We start from the raw sequence: 18,987 nt of genomic DNA, 5'->3' as shown, positions 1-18,987 counted from the left end.
CTTATCGTGTGGGGGCCGGCGCCGGCATGGGCGTCAGGGTATCGGCGGGACAGCGCACCAGCCTCTTGTCGCTGCTGGCCGCCGAGATCTGGGGCTTGCCGTCCACCTCCGTCTCCAGCGGCTGGAGCGTGTCGGCGTCCAGCGCCAGGTACTGCTCCTCGAAGTCCCGATCCTCGTAATCGCGGTCCTCGAAGTCGCGAACCTCAAGGTCGCGCTCCTTGAGCGTGTAGCGCACGGTGAGCAGTGGCTTGCCGTCGAGCATGTCCTCCGAGATCTCGGCATCCGATACCGACATCGTGAGATCACCGTGCAGGAATACCTGAATGCTGCGCCCCTTGAAGGCGATGGTGTTCTCGTTGCCGTAGCAGTTCATCTCGCTCGCCCACGCCCAGGTGCCGTCCAGCTTGTAATGGATCGGCTCGGGCTTGCGGTCGCAGCCGGCCAGCAATGCCAGGGCAAGAAGGGGCAGGGGAAAGAGCCGCCAGGTCACGCGCACGGAAAGAAACCTCGCTTGTTGGGCCAAATCTTGTTGATCTGGGGCGCGAACGGTACACCAATGGCATGACCGATCCCAAGCCCGATCACGGCCCGGCGATGCATCCTGTCGCACGGGAAGAGCAGATCCCCGAAGGCCGGGCGCTCGTCGTGCCCTTCCGGGGCGGCACGGTGCTGCTCTACCGCTGGCAAGGGGAGGTGCGCGCCTTCCGCAACCGCTGCCCGCACGTGGGCACGCCGCTCGATCTCGTGCCCGGCCGGGTATTCACGGCGGACGGCCAGCGCCTCATCTGCGCCACCCACGGGGCGCTGTTCGATCCCGCCTCCGGCCTGTGCACCGCCGGGCCCTGCCGGGGCAAGGCGCTGGAGGCGGCGCCTATTCGGCTGGCTGACGGGCAGATCTGGCTGGAAGGGACTGGCTGATTAACGCCAGGAGAATGAGGGATGCGCCGAACAGCTCCAGCGGGCCCATCACTTCCCCGAACGCCAGCCAGCCGATGAGCGTGGCCAGCACCGGTTGGGAGAGCAGGCCGATGCCGCTGACCGACGGCGACAGGTGGGCAAGGGCATAGACGATCAGCCCCTGGCCCAGCACCTGCCCGCCCAGCCCGAGCACGATGAGCGGCAGCCAGCCTTCGAAGGTGGCGGGCACCAGCGGCTCCGGCGACATCAGAACGATCGGCAGGATGGCGAGCGCGCCGGCCAGCGAACTGCCTGCCAGCACCGCCATGGCGGAGAGGGCGCTGCGCGCCCGGGCGATGGAGACGAGATAGCCGGTGTAGAAGGCGGCCGCGAGCAGGCACAACAGGTCGCCCGTGAAGTGGCGCAGGGAAAGCTCGGCACTGGCCCCGAACAGGCACAGCGCGCCGATGACCGCCACCCCCATGCCCATGGCCTGCCGCCGCGTGGGCCGCAGACCCATCACCGCAACGCCGTAGCCCATCATCATGAAGCTGGCCATGTTGCCGAACAGGCTGGCGTTGGCGATGGTGGTGCGGACTATCCCCAGGTGCCAGGTCATGAGGTCGGCGGCAAAGAACAGGCCGGCCAGCGCCATGCCGGCCCACAGGCCGCGACTGGGCCGGGTTTCCGGCCGCTGGCCGGGCATGAGGTAGACCAGAAGCAGAAGCGGGATCACCGCCACCCCCAGCCGCCAGAAGGCGGACTGCATGGGGCCGACCGGGGCGACGCGGACCAACAATGGTCCCAGCGCCAGAACGCCACTCCCCAGCAGGAGGGCGGGAAAGGCCAGACGTGACGCCACTTTTTGAGCCTCCGGAAACCTTATGGTAAAATAATTTAAGGCCCTCGCCACCCGGGAGAAAACCGCCTCGCGGGGTAACGATCCGTTTTCTCATGGCGGCAGCTTCTGGCGGGCGCAAGGGTCAAGCATGGCCGGCATATGCTTTTTTGCGTGGGAGCAGAGGGCCCAGATCACTTTCCGGACTACATTGTGCTGGGTTGCCCTTCAGCCTTCGATCAAGCCGCATGGGGGAGAGCCGATGAGTGAGTCGCAAGTGTTTCCGGTGCCGGATTGGGTTGCGGCGCAGACGCGCTGCACGGCGGAACAGTATGAAGAGATGTACCGCCGCTCCATCGAGGACCCTGAGGGCTTCTGGGCCGAGCAGGCCCGTATGCTCACCTGGGTGAAGCCCCCGGCCAAGATCAAGAACACGCGGTTCGCGCCGGATGTCTCCATCAAGTGGTTCGAGGACGGCGTGCTCAATGTCAGCGCCAACTGCATCGACCGGCACCTGCCGCGCAAGGCGAACGATATTGCCATCCTGTGGGAAGGGGACAACCCGTCCGAGGAGCGCAAGATCACCTACCAGCAGCTGCACGACGACGTGTGCCGCATGGCCAATGTCATCCGCGAGCTGGGGGTGAAGAAGGGCGACCGGGTGACGATCTACATGCCCATGATCCCCGAGGCCGCCTACGCCATGCTGGCCTGCGCGCGGATCGGCGCCATCCACTCGGTGGTGTTCGGCGGCTTCTCGCCCGAGGCGCTGGCCGGGCGCATTCAGGATTGCGACTCCCATCTCGTCATCACGGCGGACGAAGGCGTGCGCGGCGGCAAGGTCATCCCGCTCAAGGCCAATGTGGACAAGGCGCTGGAGCACTGCCCGCAGGTAAGGAACGTGCTGGTGGTGCGCCGCACGGGCGGCCATGTGCATTGGAATACGGCGCGGGACCGCTGGTTTCACGACATTGCCGAGACCGTGCCCGCCATCTGCGAGCCCGAGCCGATGAACGCGGAAGACCCTTTGTTCATCCTCTACACCTCCGGCTCCACCGGCAAGCCGAAGGGCGTGCTGCACACCACCGGCGGCTACCTGCTGTGGGCGGCCATGACCCATTCCTACGTGTTCGACTACAAGGAAGGCGAGATCTTCTGGTGCACGGCGGACGTGGGCTGGGTGACCGGACACAGCTATGTGGTCTATGGCCCGCTCGCCAACGGCGCGACCACGCTGATGTTCGAGGGCGTGCCCAACTACCCGGCGTGCGACCGCTTCTGGCAGGTGGTGGACAAGCACGGCGTGAACATCTTCTACACCGCGCCCACCGCCATCCGCGCCCTGATGCGCGAGGGCGACGCGCCAGTGAAGAAGCACAGCCGCAAGTCGCTGCGCCTGCTCGGCACCGTGGGCGAGCCCATCAATCCCGAGGCCTGGCTGTGGTATCACCGGGTGGTGGGCGACGGGAAACTGCCCATTGTCGACACCTGGTGGCAGACCGAAACCGGCGCCACCATGATCGCGCCCCTGCCGGGCGCCATGGCGCTGAAGCCGGGCTCGGCCTGCATGCCCTTCTTCGGCGTGCAACCTGCGCTGGTGGACGGCGAAGGCAAGGTGCTGAAGGGCGCGGGCGAAGGCAACCTCATCATCACCGACAGCTGGCCCGGCCAGATGCGGACGGTCTACGGCGACCATGCCCGCTTCGAGCAGACCTATTTCAGCACCTACAAGGGCGTTTACTTCACCGGGGACGGCTGCCGCCGCGATGAGGACGGCTACTACTGGGTCACCGGCCGCGTCGATGACGTGCTCAACGTCTCCGGCCACCGCATGGGCACGGCGGAAATCGAATCCGCGCTCGTTGCCCACCCGGACGTGGCGGAGGCAGCGGTGGTCGGCTTCCCGCACGACATCAAGGGCCAAGGCATCTACGCCTACGTGACCTTGGTGGCGCATGTCGAGCCGTCCGACGCCCTGCTGGCTGAACTGAAAACCTACGTGCGGGAGGAGATCGGCGCCATCGCCGTGCCCGATCGCATCCAGTTCACCCCCGCCCTGCCCAAGACCCGCTCGGGCAAGATCATGCGCCGCATCCTGCGAAAGATCGCCGAGAATGAAATTCATGCCCTTGGCGATACCTCGACCCTGGCGGACCCCAGCGTCGTCGAGGCGTTGGTTGCCGGACGGCAGCAGGCAGTCAGCTAGGGCGGTTTGTCCCCATACGGGCTTGCCAAGGGGAGCGCAGATCCCCTCCCGGCGCGGAGGCCTTGATTAAGGCGCAAGCGATCCTGCCGTGCGCGGCCCGACAAGAAGAGCGGGAGCGCAGAGGATGCCTTCTATCTGCCTGTACGCCTCCGCGCATGAGCTTTTGCTTGTGCGCCTCCGCGCACGAACTTTTGCTTGTGCGCCTCCGCGCGCGAACTTTTGCATGTGCGCCTCCGCGCACGAACTTTTACGTGTGCGCCTCCGCGCACGGGCCCCCTCTGCAGGATTGAAGATAACCTGTCCTGATCCTCCGACAGTTGAAAACAGTTACCCGAAACGCCGCCGAGATACGGGCACAAAGCGCGTCAGCGGCATATTCCGCATATATACGCTTTATTTTCGATAGCAAGATAACCCGTTTCAGAGACGAGACGAAATGCGCCAAAAGCGAAACAAACGTCGAGATTATTTACAGGTACGTATCGGTTAATTTTAATTTAACTGTAATTCTAAGAGCTTAAAGCTTGGCGCGAATCTTGAATCTCCGGCTGTAGGGAGCCGCATTGGCGCGGCTCCGGCAGGTGGTGCGAACCGCCTGCCTGATCCCGATACGGCAGGGGGGTTATTATGAAGAAATTTCTATCTTCCCTTTGCGTTGGCGTAAGCGTTGGCGTTGTTGCCCTGGCGGGCAGCACGGTGTTCATGTCGTCCGAGGCCAACGCGGTTCCGCTTTCCGCCGCCCAGGCCCGCCCGCTTCTGAAGACGACGGGCAACTATCTTGATCCGCGGTATTTCCCCAGCTCAGAGCAGCGCAACGGCACCGCCCTGCTGATGACGCCAATCAACAACTCGCCTTCGTCCTACGTCTGCTCGGGCACGGTGGTCTCGCCGACCCAGATCGTCACCGCCGCCCACTGCGTCGATACCCATGATCCGCGCAGCCCCGAATACGGCACCACCGGCACGACCCAGGTTTACCTTGGTGGCCGCGGCAGCTCGCCGATCGCCTCCGCCAGCTATGAAATCCACCCGCTCTATTTCGATCCGATCGTCGGCTCGCCCGGACAAGGCGCGTTCGCAACCGGCGATATCGCGATCATCACGCTGAGCGAGCCGGTGCCGGCGGGCACCAAGATCTATGGTCTTTACGGCGGCGATGCCATCGGCAAGGTTTCCACCCACATCAGCTACGGCACCACCGGCAACGGCGACGGCACGGGCGAGAACCTGGGCCTCGACAGCCTGACCAACGGCCGCATCGGCCAGAACCTTTATGAAAGCGATCTGGCGAGCCTGTTCGGCGTCGGCCTCGATGGGGCGCACCTGCTCTATGACTTCGACGATGGCACGCCGGAGCACAATGCCATGGCATGGTGGGCCAGCCCGTTTGCCTCCCTCAATCCGGACGGCTCGATCGAGATTGTCATTCCGGAAGACCTCTTCCCAGATCTCGGCCTCGGCCTTGATGAAGTTCTCATCGATGGTGGCGATTCCGGCGGCGGCTCATTCATCGACGACCTGCTGGCGGGCGTCCACTCCTTCGGCGTGACGCTGGCGGGTGAGTATTGCGATGGCATCCTCAACCCGAACCCCGACGATCCGTACGACACGACCGGGGACTGGAATCCGGAAATCTCCAACCCGTCGGACGTGACCTGCGCCAACGACTCCACTTTCGGCGAGATCGCCGGCGACACCAGCATCGCCTTCTTCTACGACTGGCTGATGCAGCGCCTCGACCTGGCAACGGAAGTGCCGGCGCCGGCCACGCTCGGCCTGTTCGGTTTCGGTCTCGCCGCCCTTGGCTTGGGCCGCCGTCGCCGCGCCTGATCTTCCACAAGAACAATCAAGCCTTATACATACCGGCCCGCAACCCTGCGGGCCGGTTTTTTATGTCCTGGCCATGCAATCATCAGGTGCACAGCCCAAGCGAAACAAATTCTTGCCAATTATAATGTTGAATTATTCTGAAATAAATCGAGAGACAATAATTCGTCGAAATTATTTACAATCATATTATTGTGAAGCCACAACCATACAATTGACATAGAGACTTAATTTTCTGGCTCGAGACTTGAATCCCTACCAGCAGGACATCGCATGGTTGCGATCCTGGCAGGCAACGCCAGCCGATGGCGCCGGCCTGCCCAACCTGTCAGTAGAGGATTTTTTCCATGATCAGGTTTCAACCATCTCTTTATGTCAGCCTGAGTCTTTGTGCGCTGATCTTTCCTGGACTTTCGGCTATTGCGCCCACCACGGCCGAGGCCATACCTCTCTCGGCCGTGAAGGCCCGCCAAGTACTGAAGACGGCGGGCGACTATCGGGACCCCCGCTACCTGCCCAGCGCAGCGCAGCGCAGCGGCACCGTGGTCATACGTTCGCCGCTTGTCGATTCCGACAGCGCCTTCTTCTGCACCGGCACGGTGGTCTCACCGACCCAGATCGTAACCGCGGCCCATTGCGTGGACTTTCACGACCCGCGCAGCCCGGACTTCGGCATCGCCGGGCAGACGGAGGTCCACTTCGGCGGCCTCTCCGGCCCGGCCCGCGCCGCCACCAACATTAACATCCATCCCCTCTATTTCGATGAGACCGTGGGTTTTCCCATGCAGGGAGCCTTTGCCGCCGGTGATATCGCGGTGCTGACGCTCAATGCGCCTGCGCCCGCCGGCACCCGCACCTACGGCCTCTATGACGGCAACGCCATCGGACAGGTCGCCACCCACATCGGCTACGGCACCACCGGCAACGGCGACGGCTCGGTAACGGAGTTCTCCCTCGACAATCTGGAGAACGGCCGCATCGGCAAGAACTTCTACGAAACCGATCTCACAGGCCTGCTCGGCATCGGGCTGGAGGGCGCCCAGCTGATCTACGACTTTGACGACGGCACCAGGGCGCACAACGCGCTCCCCTGGTGGGCCAGTACGGACGAGACCATCCTCAGCGACGGCTCGATCTTCGTGGAGCCGGTGACCGACCGGTTCCAGGGCCGCGGGCTCCGCCTGGATGAAGTGCTGATCGATGCCGGGGACTCAGGCGGCGGCGCGTTCATCGACGGGCTGCTCGCCGGCGTTCACTCCTTCGGCTTCACGCTGGAGGACGAATACTGCGACGGCATTCTCAATCCAGACCCCAGCAATCCTTACAACACCGCTGGGGCCTTTAACCCGGAGATCGTCAATTCCCCGGATATCGATTGCGAACTGAATTCCACCTTCGGGGAGATTTCCGGCGATACCAACGTCGCCTTCTTCCATGACTGGCTGAGCGAGCTTATCCACAACTCGAACGGCCCTGACCCGAACCCAGGCTCCGATCCGGCCCTGGTCTCGGCTCCGGCCACGGTCGGCCTCATGGGGATCGGCCTCCTCTTCCTCGGGCTGCGGCCCCGCCGGCGGTATATCTGAGCCCTAAACACAAGGGATCAGGATAAGGACATGCCTGTCCCGTGCCGGTCCGCCTCCGTTGCGGGCCGGCATCCTTGGGCGGGGTCTCCTCAAGGCAGCTCCCTTAGAAGTCGCTGCAAATTCCGCCCTTCTCCCAGTCGCCGTAGCGGGTGGGCTCGGGTCCCTTGCGGCCGCCGATCTCCTTCGGCAGCTGCGGCGGCTGGGTCTCGCCGGCCTGGCCAGGCTCCTGCCCGGTTTTCTCGGCTTCCTGTTCGCGCGGCTTGTCGGTCATGGCACACTCTCGCACACGGGGGAATGCGCCTCCCTTACCACGCCTGCCGCCTGCCAGAAACCCTGCGGCCGACCAGCCCGCGCGCCGGGCCATCCCTCGCCATCCCCTTGAACCCCAGCGCCCGCTACGCCACATCTGTGAAGCGTCTGACAACCGGATGGGCATGATGAACTATTTCAAGACCGCAATGCTTCTGGCTGCCATGACGGCCCTGTTCATGGCCGTCGGCTTCATGATCGGCGGCGGCCAGGGCGCGCTGATCGCGCTGCTGTTCGCGGCGGGCATGAACGTTTTCGCCTACTGGAATGCCGACAAGATCGTGCTCAAGATGCACGGCGCCCACCCCGTGGACGAGCGCTCCTCCCCCGAGTTCTACGGCCTGGTGCGGGAGCTGGCGCAGCGGGCGAACCTGCCCATGCCCAAGGTCTATGTCATCGACACGCCCCAGCCCAACGCCTTCGCCACCGGCCGCAACCCGGAGAACGCGGCCGTTGCCGCCACCACCGGCATCATGCAGATGCTCACCCGCGAGGAGCTGGCGGGCGTGATGGCGCACGAGCTGGGCCATATCCGCAACCGCGACACCCTCATTATGACCATCACCGCCACCATCGCGGGCGCGATTTCCATGCTGGCCAACTTCGCCTTCCTGTTCGGCGGCAACCGCGACGGGGAAGACCGGCCCAACCCCATCGCCATGATCGCGCTGATGATCCTCGCGCCCTTGGCGGCCATGCTGGTGCAGATGGCCATCTCCCGCACCCGCGAATACGCCGCCGACCGCGCGGGCGCGGAAATCTCCGGCAACCCCCATGCGCTCGCCTCCGCGCTCAACAAGATCCAGCACGGCGCCGCCCGCATCCCCAACGCCGCCGCCGAGGCCAACCCGGCGACCGCCCACCTGTTCATCATCAACCCGCTCACCAAGCGGGGCATGGACAACCTGTTCTCCACCCACCCCAACACCGCCAACCGCATCGCCGAGCTGCAAAAGCTGGGCGGCACCATGGGCGAACGCGCCGTGTGGTCCGCCGCCGCCGAGCGCCACGAGACCGCCCCGTCGGATCGCCCCGCAGCCTCGCCCTCCGGTGGCGCGCGCCGCTCCGCGCTCGACCCGCTGGGCGGCGCGAACCGCCAGCAGCGCGGCCCGTGGGGGTGATGGGGCTTTATGCGGGGGACTTGTCCCCCGCGCCCCCATTCGTTTGATCGGGACGTGCGCGTAGATACCCGCGCGCATTCTGGAATTTCAGCAACAGGGCCGCGCATGGGACCAGACCGGGTGCGTCCCTTTCATTCCTTAAATCCAGCAAGCACCCGAAACACAGCCACAAAAAAATGGGGTGCAGGGGTCCAAGACCCCTGCAAAAACCAAGAAACTCACCCAACCCGCTCCCACTCATCGCGTCACATGGCTGGTTTGCCTGAAAACCGGCTTACGGCTTTTGGCTTGATGCGCTAAACGCCCCGGATGATCGAGAACATTCCCGGCCTTTCCGCCCGTCGAGGCGCGTTCAAACTGCTTTCGTCCGTGCTGTGGCAGCACCGTCCGCTCGACATGGCGCTGGACCGGGCGCTGCATGGGCTTGAAGGGCCGGACCGCGCGCTGGCCCGCGCCATTGCCAGCCACACGCTGCGCTGGATGGTGGATTTCGACATGGCGATCGACGGCTGCACCCGCAAGCCGCTGCCGCATGACGCCCGCGCGCGGCTGGTGCTGCGGATGGCGCTCGCCCAGCTGTGGGTGCTGAAAACCCCGGCGCACGCGGTGGTGTCGACCGCCCTGCCGCTGGTGGAGGCGGGCCCGCGCCGTCTGGTGCATGGCGTGCTGGGGCGCCTGATCCGCGAGGAGCATGTGCTGCCCGCCGTACCGCTGCTGCCCGAGCCCTACGCCACCCGCTGGCAGGAGACCTACGGCATCGACATGGCGGAAAGCATCGCGCGGGCGACCGTGATGGAAGCGCCGCTGGATATTGTGTTTCGGAGCAACGAGGACGAAGCCCGCTGGGCCCCTGAACTGGGCGGCGAGCGCCTTGCCCCCGGCATGGTGCGCCTGATGGAATGGCAGGGCGTTGAGGAACTGCCCGGCTATGGCGAGGGCGCGTGGTGGGTGCAGGACGTGGCGGCCCAGCTGCCCGCGCGCCTCGTCAACGCCAAGCCCGGTGAGCGTGTCGCCGACCTGTGCGCCGCCCCTGGCGGCAAGACGCTCCAGCTCGCCGCCGCTGGTGCAAGCGTGACGGCGGTGGACGTGTCGGAGGCGCGCCTGCGCCGGGTGACGGAGAATCTGGAGCGCACCGGCCTTGCCGCCGAAACCGTGGCGAGGGACGCCCGCAAGTGGAAGGCGCCGGAGCCGCTGGATGCCATCGTGCTCGATGCGCCGTGCTCCGCCACCGGCACCCTTCGCCGCCACCCGGACGTGCTGCACCTGAAGGGCGCGCGCAACCTGAAGCCGCTCTTGGAGTTGCAGGCCGAGCTGATCGACCACGCGCTCAAGCTTTTGAGGCCCGGCGGGCGGATGGTCTACGCCGTCTGCTCGCTGGAGCCGGAGGAGGGCGAGCGCCAGATCGAGGCCCTGCTGGAGCGCAACAAGGACGTTGCCCTCGACCCCATTGCCCCTGAGGAAACCGGCGGCATCGAGGTTCTGCACTCGCCTGAAGGCTGGCTGCGGACCCTGCCCGGCATGCTTGCCGACAAGGGCGGGCTCGACGGCTTCTTCATGGCCCGGCTCGTCCGTCAGGCCCCGTGAGAATTTTCCCTTAATTGCTCCTTCCCGCTCAACCTGCTAAGAGCCGAACTCATGCCACAACAACCCGTTCGCATCGCCCCGTCGATCCTGTCCGCCGACTTCGCCAAGCTGGGCGAGGAGGTGCGCGCCGTTGACGCCGCCGGTGCCGACTACATCCACATCGACGTGATGGACGGCCACTTCGTGCCCAACATCACCATCGGCCCGAGCGTGGTGAAGGCCCTGCGCCCGCACACGAAGAAGCCGTTCGACGTGCACCTGATGATCGCCCCCGTGGACCCCTACATCGACGCCTTCGCCGATGCGGGCGCGGACATCATCACCGTTCACCCGGAGGCGGGCCCGCACCTGCACCGCACCATCCAGCGCATCAAGGCGCGGGGTTTGAAGGCGGGCGTGTCGCTGAACCCGGCGACCCCGGTCGAGGTGCTGGACTACATCCTGCCCGATCTCGACCTCGTGCTGGTCATGTCGGTCAACCCCGGCTTCGGCGGCCAATCGTTCATCGACAGCCAGATCGAGAAGATTGCCCGCATCCGCCGCATGATCGACCGGCTCGGAAAGCAGATCGATCTGGAAGTAGACGGCGGCATCACCACCGAGACCATCGGCGCGGCCGTTGCCGCCGGGGCCGATGTGCTGGTGGCCGGCACCGCCACCTTCAAGGGCGGGCCGGACGTTTATGCCGCCAACATCAAGGCTCTGAAAGAAGCTGCCCTTAAGGATATCGGCGGGAGCAAGGCGTGAGCGACAAGGCAGACAAGGCCGCCCCCCAGACCCCGGCGCACCGGCTGGTGCGCTATGGCGAGGACCGCGGCCTGTCGCTGACCGAAAAGATCGGTCACAGCCTGCGCCGCCTGCAATACCGCTCGTTCCTCCATGGCCTGCGCCTGCGCGGCCGGTTTCCGCTCAAGCTGCTGGCCGCCCCGCCAGACCTGTGGCCGGGTGACCCGGCCGTCGGCCGCGCCCTGATGGAAGGGCGGCTGGAGTACATGGGCATCTCCATCACCACCCACGGGGTGCGCTTCTCCGCCATCCATGCGCCCACCGCCTGGCTGGAGTGGCTGCACAGCTTCCGCTGGCTGCGCGACCTCGCCGCCGAGGCGGACCACAAGCGGGGCGCCGCCTTCGTCGAGCCGCTGGTGCAGCGCTGGCTGGGCGAATACGCCAAGTTCGATGAGCTGGCGTGGCGGGCGGACGTGCTCGGCGAACGCCTGATGCAGTGGATGACCCACGCGCCCTACATCCTCTCGGCGGAGGATCACGTCTACCGCTCGTCCGTCTTGAACGCGCTGGCGCGGCAGGGCCGCCACCTCGTACAGACGGCGGAGAAAACGCCCGAAGGCCTTGCCCGCATCAAGGCAACCGCAGGCCTGATGATCAACGGCATGCTGCTGCCCGGCGGCGAAGCCCGCGCCCACAAGGGCGCGCAGGCGCTGGAGCGGGCGCTCGACCTCTTCATCCTGGCGGATGGCGGCGTTGCCTCCCGCTGCCCGGAGGAACAGCTGGAAATCCTGAAACTCCTGCTCACCGTCCGCTCCGTCGTCATGGAGCGCAAGGCGGAAGAGCCCGCGGGCCTCACCCGCGCCATCGACCGGCTGGTGCCGAGCTTGCGCGGCGTGGTGTTGGGGGACAGCCACCTCTCCGCCGTCCACGGCGGCGGGCTGGCCGACAAGCATGTGCTGGAGCACGCGCTGAAACTCTCCGGCGTCACCGCCAAGCCGCTGAAGAACGGCATCTACAGCGGCTTCCAGCGGCTGGAAGGCGGGCGCAGCGTCGTGGTGCTGGATGCGGGGCCGCCCCCGCCGGGCCGCGTGAGCCAGACCGCCCACGCGGGCACGCTGGCGTTCGAATTCTCCGACGGCCTCAACCGCGTCGTCGTCAACTGCGGCGGCGGGCGCGGCACTGCGCTTGCGCTGATCCCCGACCTTCAACAGGTGCTGCGGGCCTCGGCCGCGCACTCGACGCTCATCATCGATGACACCAACTCCACCCGCATCCGCGACGACGGCACGCTCGGCAAGGGCGTGGGCGAGGTGATCGCCGTGCGGCAGGAGAGCGACGAGGGCGTGCTGGTGGACGCCGTGCACGACGGCTACGTGCGCCGCTTCGGCTTCCAGCACCGCCGCCGCCTTTACCTGGCGGGCGACGGCATGGATTTCCGCGGCGAGGACCGGCTGGTGCCGTCCAAGCGGCGGGGCCTCAGCCTGCGCGGGCCGCAGGACGTGCCGTTCGACATCCGCTTCCACCTGGGGCTGGGCATCGAGGCGACCGCCACCGCCGACAATCAGGGCGCGCTTTTGAAGCTGCCGGGCGGCACCGTGTGGCAGTTCAAGGCGCGCGGCGCGAGCCTCGCCATCGCGCCCTCCCTGTGGATCGATGCGGAAGGCCGCCGCCGGAAGACGGAGCAGATCGTGCTGAGCGGGCAGGCTCCTGCGGCAGGGGCGGTGGTCAACTGGTCGTTCAAGCGTTCCGCAAAGCAATAGGCCGCCAGGCAGTAAAGCCAATCCCAAGTCATTCGTTATAGCGTTCAGAGCAACCCGGAGAACAAGTCATGGCCGAACCGCTGGTGCGCATCACCCGCGCGCTTCTTTCCGTTTCCGACAAGACGGGGCTGGTGCCCTTCGCTGAGGCGCTGGCCGCGCGCGGCGTCGAACTGCTGTCGACCGGCGGCACCGCCAAGGCCCTGCGCGATGCAGGCCTCGCCGTGAAGGACGTGGCCGAGCACACCGGCTTCCCCGAGATGATGGACGGGCGGGTGAAGACCCTGCACCCGAAGATTCACGGCGGCTTGCTTGCGCTCCGCGACCACCCGGAACACGCGAAGGCGATGGCGGACCACGCCATTCCGCCGATCGATCTCGTGGTGGTGAACCTCTATCCGTTCGAGGCGACCGTCGCCAAGGGCGCGGACTTCGAGACCTGCATCGAGAACATCGATATCGGCGGCCCCTCCATGGTGCGCTCGGCCGCCAAAAACCACGCCTACGTCACCATCATCACCGACCCGGCCGACTATGACGCCGTGGTGGCCGAACTGAACGCCAACGATGGCGCGACCACGCTCGAACTGCGCCGCCGCCTTGCCGGCAAGGCCTACGCCCGCACCGCCGCCTACGACAGCGCCATTGCCGCGTGGTTCTCGGGCGCCGTGCATGGCGAAACCTTCCCCGAGACGCTCACCGTCTCCGCCGCCAAGGTCGCCGAACTGCGCTACGGCGAGAACCCGCACCAGACCGCCGCCGTCTACCGCTCGCCCAAGGCCGAGCCGGGTTTGGTCGGCGCGTGCCAGGTGCAGGGCAAGGAGCTTTCCTTCAACAACTTCAACGACACGGACGCGGCGCTGGAGCTTATCAGCGAGTTCGATGCCTCCCAGCCCGCCATCGCCATCATCAAGCACGCCAACCCGTGCGGCGTGGCGACCGGCGCAACGCTGGAGGAGGCCTACCGCAAGGCGCTGACCTGCGATCCGGTCTCGGCGTTCGGCGGCATCATTGCCGCCAACCGGCCGCTGGATGGCGCAACGGCCCGCGCGATCACCGAAATCTTCACCGAAGTCGTCGTCGCCCCGGATGCGGACGAAGAGGCCATCGCGGCGTTCGCTGCCAAGAAGAACCTGCGCCTGCTGCTCACGGGCGGCATGCTGAACCCGGCGCGTCCGGGCCTCACCATCCGCTCCATCGCCGGCGGCTATCTGGTGCAGGGCCGCGACAACGGCATCACGGCGGAGGCTGACCTCAAGGTCGTCACCAAGCGCGCGCCGACGGCCCAGGAAATGGCGGACCTGCTGTTCGCCTTCCGCGTCGCCAAGCACGTGAAGTCCAACGCCATCGTCTACGCCAAGAACGGCGCGACCGTCGGCGTCGGCGCGGGCCAGATGAGCCGCGTCGACAGCGCCCGCATCGCCGCCTGGAAATCGAAGGAAGCCGCCGAGAAGGCCGGTGAGGCGCAAGCCCTCACCATCGGCTCGGTCGTGGCGTCGGACGCCTTCTTCCCCTTCGCCGACGGCCTGCTGGCCGCTGCCGAAGCCGGCGCGACCGCCGTCATCCAGCCGGGCGGCTCGATCCGCGACGATGAGGTGATCGCCGCCGCCGACGAGAAGGGCCTCGCCATGGTCTTCACCGGCAAGCGCCACTTCCGGCATTAATCCGCGCAGGATTGTTCGCACCGACAGAGGGGCGGGGCCTTCATGGCTCCGCCCTTTTTGTTTGTTTTTATTTACTTTTTTGCAGGGGACTCAGTCCCTTGCACCCCATTCGACTCAAAGGGCCGTGTCCCTCATAAAGAGTGCGGCCCTTTTCTTATGCGTATTCAATGGGGCGCACCCGGTCGTTCCCGCGCACGTCCTGAAAAACAAAGGGGGTGCAGGGGTCCGAGACCCCTGCAAGAAACCAAAAAACTATCCAGAAGCCTCTATCTTCCGGCCACATCTCCCTATAGAGGCGGGGCAGGAGGTGCCTTATGACAGGCTTTGAATTTCTCCCGCACGATGTGCTTCCCCCTTTGCCGCAGCTGATGGCGTTTGCCGTGGCGGCGCTGGCGCTCAACGTGACGCCGGGGGCGGACATGACCCTCGTGGGCGTCTCCGCCGCCAGGGGCGGCCTGCGCTCCGGCGTTGCCGCCTCGCTCGGCATCATGGTGGGCTGCTGCGCCCATATCCTGTTTGCGGTGGCGGGGCTTTCGGCGCTGATCGCCGCCTCGCAAACCGCCTTTACGGTGCTCAAATGGGCGGGCGCGGCTTACCTGCTGTATCTGGCGTGGGGGCTGGTCCGCAAGGCCCCGGCGGCAGGTGACAAGCCGGATGCACCGGCGGCCCCGGCCAGCCCGTGGCGCGCCTTCCGGCAGGGGGCGCTGGTGAACGTGGCCAACCCCAAGGTGGGCCTGTTCTTCCTTGCCTTCCTGCCCCAGTTCCTCGACCCCGCCAGCCGGCACCAGACGGCGCAAATCGCCATGCTCGGCCTGTGGTTCAACGTGAGCGGCACGCTGGTGAACATCGGGGTGGCCATCATCGCCGCCCGTGCCGCCCTGCGCCTGAAGGGCAGCGCGCGGGTAGGGCGAGCCATCCGCTGGGCGACGGCCACCCTCATGGGCGGCCTGGCGGTGCGGCTGGCGCTGGCCGAGCGCTGAGCGGCAGGCCGGGCGCGCCTAGGCCCGGCGCATGTGAAGGAGGGGGTAGGGCCGGCCGTCGTCGTCCGTGGGCGCGCGGCCGGTCTGGATGAAGCCCATCTTCAGATAGAAGCCGACGGCCTGTTCGTTCTGCTCGTTCACGTCGACCGTGAGCGCGCCGCACTTGCCGGCGGCATGCTCCACCATCCTTCGCCCCAGCCCCTGGCCGTGGCAGGCGGGGTCGATGAACAGGCTGTCGATGTGGCTGCCGGTCATCCCCATGAAGCCGAGGGGGCGACCATCGCCATTTACCGCCACCATGAGATCGGCGTTGGGCAGGTACAACTCCGCCACGATCCTCTCGATCTCCTGGAAGTCCGCTTGGCTGAGGAAATGGTGGGTGGCGCGCACGGCCCGGCGCCAGACATCGACGAGGGCCGGAACATCAGCAACGTTGGAGGGGCGGAGCGTAATCATCGAGCAGGCTTTCTGATAACGGTTGAGAGCATGTTGGCGCGCCCAAGGCCAAACGGGGCGAGACTCAACACTGGAATGCCTCATAAACGCCCGTAGAGGCCTATTACAGAAGGATTATGGACCTGCCCGCTACCACCCTAGCCGGAATAGGCAAAAACCTCTCTACGAGCGTTTAAACCCCGCTAGCGTCGATTTGCCAATCAGGTACATTTCCTGTCGAAATGTATCCGAAATTGCATCCAACAAGCCATGGCCGGGGTAGAGCAAACGGGGCGCCTTGACCACCCCCCTGTTGAAAAAACGGCGCAGCTTAAAAAAAACGCGGATACGGCTCCCCCTTTGCCCAAAAGAGGTATAGCAGAGGCCGGGGCCGCCTCGCGGGACCGGAATGGTTGACCGGGGCAGGACCTCCTGCAAAGCCCCCACGTTCTAGCGCCGGACAATGCAGATCGAATTTCTCGAGGTGTATGAAAGGATAGACAAATGGCCAAACCCCCCTCTTCGCGTAGCCGTTACGGGCGCTGCCGGGCAGATCTGCTACTCGCTGCTGTTCCGTATCGCCAACGGCGATGTCTTCGGCAAGGATCAGCCGGTTATCCTGCAGTTGCTCGACATTCCGCAGTCCATCAATGCCGTGAAGGGCGTGGTGATGGAGCTGGAAGACTGCGCCTTCCCGCTGCTGGCCGGCGTGACCATTTCCGACGACGCCAACGTCGCCTTCAAGGACATCGATGCTGCGTTCCTGGTCGGCGCGCGTCCGCGCTCGAAGGGTATGGAGCGCCGCGATCTGCTGGCCGCCAACGCCGCCATCTTCAAGGTGCAGGGCGCGGCCCTCAACACCGTCGCCAAGAAAACGGCCAAGGTTATCGTGGTGGGCAACCCGGCTAACACCAACGCCTGGATTCTGGCCCGCAACGCGCCGGACTTCCCGGCCGAGAACATCAGCGCCATGACCCGCCTCGACCACAACCGCGCGCTCGCCCAGCTGGCCGAGAAGACCGGCGTTGCGGTCGACTCCATCGAGAAGTTCGTCATCTGGGGCAACCACTCGCCCACCATGTTCGCCGACTATTTCCAGGCCTCCTCGGGCGGCAAGGCCCTGCCGGAGCTGGTGAACGACGAGGCTTGGTACAAGGACACCTTCATCCCGAAGGTCGCCCAGCGCGGCACCGCCATCATCGAGGCCCGCGGCGCGTCCTCGGCGGCTTCCGCCGCCAACGCCGCCATCGACCACATGCGCGACTGGTTCCTGGGCGCGGGCGACCGCTGGCTGTCCATGGCCATTCCGTCCGACGGCTCCTACGGCATTCCGGAAGGCCTGATGTGCTCGGTGCCGGTCACCGTCCAGAACGGTGAGCTGAAGCGCGTGACGGGTCTGGAGCTGAACGAGTTCCAGCGCCAGAAGATCGACCGCACGGTGCAGGAGCTGATCGAGGAGCGCGACGCCGTGCAGGAAATCCTGTCGGCCGAGTAAAGCGCTTCGCAGCTTAGCTGACGGAAACACCAGACAAGCCGTCCTGCCCCCAGGCAGGGCGGCTTTGTCTTTGAGATATCCACATTGCACCCTCGTGTGGTTCGATCGCCGAAGTTCTGCTGTTTCCAAGGCGGCGGCTTGCCGCTGGCATTTGCAGCCGGCCGCCTGACACGACGCCGCAAACGAAAGGGCCGCGCCCTTACATGAAGGACACGGCCCGAAAGACGAGTGGAGGCGCAGGGGGCTTGAGAACCCCCTGCGAAGATTGCCCGCCCGCTTAGTGCGCCAGCTGCTGGCGCACCTGCGAGGCGAGGTGGGTGAGCTTGGCCGTGGTGGCGGGCTTGGAGGCCCGCACGTTGGCAACCAGCGCCCGGATGCGGTTGGCGCAGGCCTCCTGCTCATCCAGCCACTGCGCGACGATATCCTGCGCCGACGCGCCATCGCCCGCCTGCACGAGACGGCGGATGAGGTCGAGCCGCACCCGCTCGAAGTCGTGCGCCGTGCCCGCGATGAGCAGCCGCTCCCACGGGTCGGCAGGCATGAGGCTGGAGGCCATGCCGGCCGCCCAGTCGAGACCCAGCCGGTCGCCAAGCAGGGTGTAGGCATGGGCGATATCCGCCTCGTCCTTGCCCAGCTCCTCGGCCAGCAGGGCAACGCCCACGCCGCCGTTGAGCACCACCAGCAGCAGCAGGGCCTGTTCCACATCCGGCGGCGTGCCGCGTTCCTGGAGAACCTGCCGGTACTGCTCGACCATGGCGCGCGGCTCGGGCCGCAGCAGATCCTCCACCTGCGGGATCAGCCGCTCGATGCCCGGCTTCAGCCGCGCGATCATGCTGCTGGGCACCATGCCTTCGCCGGAGAAGCGCAGGATATCCTCGATCTGACGCTTGAGAGCGCTTGCCGCCTCCCGGTGCAGGCCGATCTGCACATCGGCCGCGATGCGGTAATCGTAGGAGTCGATGAGGCGCCACAGCGCGCGGGTGTTGAACACCTCCCGCGCCACCACGAACGCGCCAACCACCTGATCGAGCCCGGCGCCGGTTTCCTCCGCCAGTTCGAAGGCGAGCGGGATGCCGCCCCGGTTGACGATGGCGTTGGACAGCTTGGTGGCGATCAGCTCGCGCCGCAGCGGGTGGTTGCGGATCTCCGCGCCGAACCGCTGCTGCAGCTGCTCGGGGAAGGCCTGCACCAGATCCTCGGTCATCACCGGATCGTCCAGCACGTCGGAGGCCAGCAGCGCCTCGTAGAGCCGCAGCTTGGAATAGGCCAGCAGCACGGCCAGCTCCGGCCGGGTGAGGCCTTCGCCCGCCGCGATGCGGCGATCCAGCTCCTCGTCGGACGGCAGGCCCTCGACCGCGCGGTTGAGATGGCCGCTCGCCTCCAGCGTCTGGATGAGGCGGGCATAGGCCGGCACGGCGTGCACGCCGCCCAGCTCGGCCACGGAAAGGGCCTGGGTCTGCAGGTAGTTGTCGCGCAGCACGATGGAGGCGACGTTGTCGGTCATCTCCTCCAGCAGCTTGTCGCGCTCCGGCATCGGCAGCTGGCCGCTGGCGACGATCGGG

At 66.1% G+C, this 18,987-nt stretch carries 16 protein-coding genes; 11 read left to right on the top strand and 5 right to left on the bottom strand.

Translation table 11 applies throughout. The features are described 5' to 3' along the window. Position 1 precedes the first annotated feature (1 nt). Positions 2–496 (bottom strand): hypothetical protein, encoded by a 495-nt coding sequence (locus L0C21_RS02405; RefSeq protein ID WP_259276846.1) that lies wholly within the window; start codon positions 494–496, stop codon positions 2–4. 65 nt (positions 497–561) lie between these two features. On the opposite strand from L0C21_RS02405, the gene L0C21_RS02400 reads away from it, so the two are divergent. Further along, positions 562–918, top strand: a complete 357-nt coding sequence (locus L0C21_RS02400; protein WP_259276845.1) for a Rieske (2Fe-2S) protein — start codon at positions 562–564, stop codon at positions 916–918. Here the strand turns inward: L0C21_RS02400 and L0C21_RS02395 are convergent. Next, positions 872–1,759: a DMT family transporter gene (locus tag L0C21_RS02395; protein WP_259276844.1), complete on the bottom strand. Its 888-nt coding sequence runs from the start codon at positions 1,757–1,759 to the stop codon at positions 872–874. The genes L0C21_RS02400 and L0C21_RS02395 overlap by 47 nt on opposite strands. A 238-nt stretch (positions 1,760–1,997) precedes the next feature. Here L0C21_RS02395 and acs point away from each other — a divergent pair, with 238 nt between their 5' ends. From acs to L0C21_RS02380, 3 genes are all read left to right on the top strand, one after another. Next, positions 1,998–3,941, top strand: a complete 1,944-nt coding sequence (gene acs / locus L0C21_RS02390) for an acetate--CoA ligase (protein ID WP_259276843.1) — start codon at positions 1,998–2,000, stop codon at positions 3,939–3,941. Positions 3,942–4,568: 627 nt separating this feature from the next. Continuing rightward, entirely contained in the window at positions 4,569–5,771 is a 1,203-nt protein-coding gene (locus L0C21_RS02385) for a trypsin-like serine protease (RefSeq protein WP_259276842.1), read from the top strand. 344 nt (positions 5,772–6,115) lie between these two features. Next, positions 6,116–7,354, top strand: a complete 1,239-nt coding sequence (locus L0C21_RS02380) for a trypsin-like serine protease (RefSeq protein WP_259276841.1) — start codon at positions 6,116–6,118, stop codon at positions 7,352–7,354. Positions 7,355–7,457: 103 nt separating this feature from the next. On the opposite strand, the gene L0C21_RS02375 is transcribed toward L0C21_RS02380, so the two are convergent. Continuing rightward, complete coding sequence (locus tag L0C21_RS02375; RefSeq protein ID WP_259276840.1) at positions 7,458–7,625, bottom strand: DUF1674 domain-containing protein; 168 nt, start codon at positions 7,623–7,625, stop codon at positions 7,458–7,460. 166 nt (positions 7,626–7,791) lie between these two features. Here L0C21_RS02375 and htpX point away from each other — a divergent pair, with 166 nt between their 5' ends. The 6 genes from htpX to L0C21_RS02345 all read left to right on the top strand — a co-directional run bounded on the left by htpX (position 7,792) and on the right by L0C21_RS02345 (position 15,495). After that, a complete protein-coding gene (gene htpX, locus L0C21_RS02370; RefSeq protein ID WP_259278798.1) occupies positions 7,792–8,784 on the top strand; it encodes a zinc metalloprotease HtpX in 993 nt (330 codons plus the stop codon). Positions 8,785–9,093: 309 nt separating this feature from the next. After that, positions 9,094–10,368 (top strand): RsmB/NOP family class I SAM-dependent RNA methyltransferase, encoded by a 1,275-nt coding sequence (locus L0C21_RS02365; RefSeq protein ID WP_259276839.1) that lies wholly within the window; start codon positions 9,094–9,096, stop codon positions 10,366–10,368. Positions 10,369–10,419: 51 nt separating this feature from the next. Continuing rightward, positions 10,420–11,115 (top strand): ribulose-phosphate 3-epimerase, encoded by a 696-nt coding sequence (rpe, locus tag L0C21_RS02360; protein ID WP_259276838.1) that lies wholly within the window; start codon positions 10,420–10,422, stop codon positions 11,113–11,115. Next, complete coding sequence (locus tag L0C21_RS02355; protein ID WP_259276837.1) at positions 11,112–12,854, top strand: heparinase II/III family protein; 1,743 nt, start codon at positions 11,112–11,114, stop codon at positions 12,852–12,854. Before rpe ends, L0C21_RS02355 begins: the two co-directional genes overlap by 4 nt. A gap of 68 nt (positions 12,855–12,922) precedes the next feature. Continuing rightward, complete coding sequence (gene purH, locus L0C21_RS02350) at positions 12,923–14,515, top strand: bifunctional phosphoribosylaminoimidazolecarboxamide formyltransferase/IMP cyclohydrolase (protein ID WP_259276836.1); 1,593 nt, start codon at positions 12,923–12,925, stop codon at positions 14,513–14,515. 314 nt (positions 14,516–14,829) lie between these two features. Next, a complete protein-coding gene (locus L0C21_RS02345) occupies positions 14,830–15,495 on the top strand; it encodes a LysE family translocator (protein ID WP_259276835.1) in 666 nt (221 codons plus the stop codon). Positions 15,496–15,513: 18 nt separating this feature from the next. Here L0C21_RS02345 and L0C21_RS02340 read toward each other — a convergent pair whose 3' ends face one another. Further along, a complete protein-coding gene (locus L0C21_RS02340; RefSeq protein ID WP_259276834.1) occupies positions 15,514–15,951 on the bottom strand; it encodes an acetyltransferase in 438 nt (145 codons plus the stop codon). A 442-nt stretch (positions 15,952–16,393) separates the two neighbouring features. Here L0C21_RS02340 and L0C21_RS02335 point away from each other — a divergent pair, with 442 nt between their 5' ends. Beyond that, positions 16,394–17,425: a malate dehydrogenase gene (locus L0C21_RS02335; RefSeq protein WP_259276833.1), complete on the top strand. Its 1,032-nt coding sequence runs from the start codon at positions 16,394–16,396 to the stop codon at positions 17,423–17,425. A 277-nt stretch (positions 17,426–17,702) separates the two neighbouring features. On the opposite strand, the gene L0C21_RS02330 is transcribed toward L0C21_RS02335, so the two are convergent. Then, on the bottom strand, positions 17,703–18,959 hold the full coding sequence (locus tag L0C21_RS02330) for an NAD-glutamate dehydrogenase domain-containing protein (RefSeq protein WP_259278797.1): 1,257 nt from the start codon (positions 18,957–18,959) through the stop codon (positions 17,703–17,705). Positions 18,960–18,987: the final 28 nt, after the last annotated feature.

Source organism: Pedomonas mirosovicensis (genome assembly GCF_022569295.1).
Lineage (GTDB): Bacteria > Pseudomonadota > Alphaproteobacteria > Sphingomonadales > Sphingomonadaceae > Pedomonas > Pedomonas mirosovicensis.
The sequence above is the reverse complement of the archived record's forward strand: the minus strand, read 5'-3'. Positions and strand labels throughout refer to the sequence as shown.

Bases quoted from the DNA above. Each gene is read 5' to 3' on its own strand.
- L0C21_RS02400 (WP_259276845.1), top strand. From the start codon at position 562: ATGACCGATCCCAAGCCCGATCACGGCCCGGCGATGCATCCTGTCGCA.
- acs (WP_259276843.1), top strand. From the start codon at position 1,998: ATGAGTGAGTCGCAAGTGTTTCCGGTGCCGGATTGGGTTGCGGCGCAG.
- L0C21_RS02385 (WP_259276842.1), top strand. From the start codon at position 4,569: ATGAAGAAATTTCTATCTTCCCTTTGCGTTGGCGTAAGCGTTGGCGTT.
- L0C21_RS02380 (WP_259276841.1), top strand. From the start codon at position 6,116: ATGATCAGGTTTCAACCATCTCTTTATGTCAGCCTGAGTCTTTGTGCG.
- L0C21_RS02375 (WP_259276840.1), bottom strand. From the start codon at position 7,625: ATGACCGACAAGCCGCGCGAACAGGAAGCCGAGAAAACCGGGCAGGAG.
- htpX (WP_259278798.1), top strand. From the start codon at position 7,792: ATGAACTATTTCAAGACCGCAATGCTTCTGGCTGCCATGACGGCCCTG.
- L0C21_RS02365 (WP_259276839.1), top strand. From the start codon at position 9,094: ATGATCGAGAACATTCCCGGCCTTTCCGCCCGTCGAGGCGCGTTCAAA.
- rpe (WP_259276838.1), top strand. From the start codon at position 10,420: ATGCCACAACAACCCGTTCGCATCGCCCCGTCGATCCTGTCCGCCGAC.
- purH (WP_259276836.1), top strand. From the start codon at position 12,923: ATGGCCGAACCGCTGGTGCGCATCACCCGCGCGCTTCTTTCCGTTTCC.
- L0C21_RS02345 (WP_259276835.1), top strand. From the start codon at position 14,830: ATGACAGGCTTTGAATTTCTCCCGCACGATGTGCTTCCCCCTTTGCCG.
- L0C21_RS02340 (WP_259276834.1), bottom strand. From the start codon at position 15,951: ATGATTACGCTCCGCCCCTCCAACGTTGCTGATGTTCCGGCCCTCGTC.
- L0C21_RS02335 (WP_259276833.1), top strand. From the start codon at position 16,394: ATGCAGATCGAATTTCTCGAGGTGTATGAAAGGATAGACAAATGGCCA.
- L0C21_RS02330 (WP_259278797.1), bottom strand. From the start codon at position 18,959: ATGCCGGAGCGCGACAAGCTGCTGGAGGAGATGACCGACAACGTCGCC.